The organism is Dietzia aurantiaca, from assembly GCF_021033825.1.
GTDB lineage: Bacteria > Actinomycetota > Actinomycetes > Mycobacteriales > Mycobacteriaceae > Dietzia > Dietzia aurantiaca.
Window position 1 is genome coordinate 1 of the sequence record NZ_JAIFXZ010000031.1, and the last position, 1,364, is coordinate 1,364.

The 1,364-nt window shown below is 65.2% G+C and carries 1 protein-coding gene; it reads left to right on the plus strand.

Annotated features, from left to right (window positions below):
- The first annotated feature begins 54 nt into the window (after nucleotides 1-54).
- A protein-coding gene (locus K3888_RS17480; RefSeq protein WP_230931553.1) for an IS3 family transposase occupies nucleotides 55-1,337 on the plus strand; the annotation gives its coding sequence in 2 pieces (ribosomal slippage) (nucleotides 55-328 and nucleotides 328-1,337; 1,284 coding nt in all).
- Nucleotides 1,338-1,364: the final 27 nt, after the last annotated feature.

The window sequence follows — 1,364 nt, forward strand, 5'->3', positions numbered from 1 at the left end:
TGAACCGCCCCAGGTTTCCCGCCGCCTCCTTTTCGAGTCGAGGAGGATGGCTGTATGCCGAAGAAGATCGATCCCGCGGTCAAGGAGCGGGCCTTGCGGATGGTGTCCGAGCATCGGGGTGAGTACTCGTCGCTGACGGCCTGCTGTGACCAGGTGGGCCGCCGCCTGGGGCTGGGTAAGGAGACCGTGCGGAGGTGGGCTGTGCAGGCCGACATCGACGCCGGCGCCCGGCCCGGAGTGAGCACCGAAGAGAGCGCGGAGATCAAGCGTCTCAAAGCCGAGAACCGGCGGCTGACCGAGGACCTGGAGATCATGCGCAGGGCCTCGATTTTCTTCGCGGGGGAGCTCGACCCCCGCAACCGGTGATCTGCGAGTTCATCGACCAACTCCGGTCGGAAGGTCGTGCGGTCGAGTCGATCTGTCGAGGTCTGCGCAAAGCAGGCCTGAAGGTCGCCGCACGGACCTATCGCGAGTGGACCTCGCCGCGCCGAGTGGTGCCGGCAAGGACGGTCAGCGACGCCGAGGTCGAGGCCGTCATCCGGGAGCTCGTGTGGCAGCCCGATAGCCGCGGGCGGCGGAAGATGCAGCCAGCGGGCTTGTACGGGCGCCGCAAGATGCTCGCCGAGGTCCACCGAGCCGGTCTGCCCACAGCCAGCCCAGGTGCAGTGGATCGTGCGATGCGCACGCTGGGGCTATCGGGCGTGCTCAGGACGAAGAAGGTGTACACGACCGTCGCCGACCCCGACGTTGTTCGGGCGCCAGACCTGGTCGATCGCGACTTCACCTCCGACCGGCCCGATCGCCTCTGGATCGCCGATTTTACGTACGTGCGGACCTGGGCCGGCTTTACCTACGTGGCGTTCATCGTCGACGTGTTCGCCCAGCGCATCGTCGCATGGAACGCGGCCACCACCATGGCCACGAACCTGGTCATGACCCCGCTGCGGATGGCGCTGTGGCAACGCGACCGCGAAGGACACCCGATCGAGCCGAAGTCGCTGATCAGCCACTCGGATGCGGGTAGTCAATATACATCTGTAGCGTTCACCGAGCGCCTCGCACTTGAAGGGATCGAGCCATCGATCGGCAGCGTGGGCGATGCCTACGACAACGCGCTCATGGAGACGATCAACGGGTTATACAAGGCCGAGTGCATCCGATCGTCGATCTTCCACGACGGGCCGTACAAGACGCTCTCGGACGTCGAGTACGCCACCGCTGCGTGGGTCGAGTGGTACAACAATGAACGGCTCCACTCGAGCCTGGGCTACGTCCCGCCCATCGAGTTCGAGCAGAGCTACTACGCCGCTCTCAACCGAGAGCTTCAACCCACATAGGAGCGGCGGGAAACCTGGGGCGGTTCA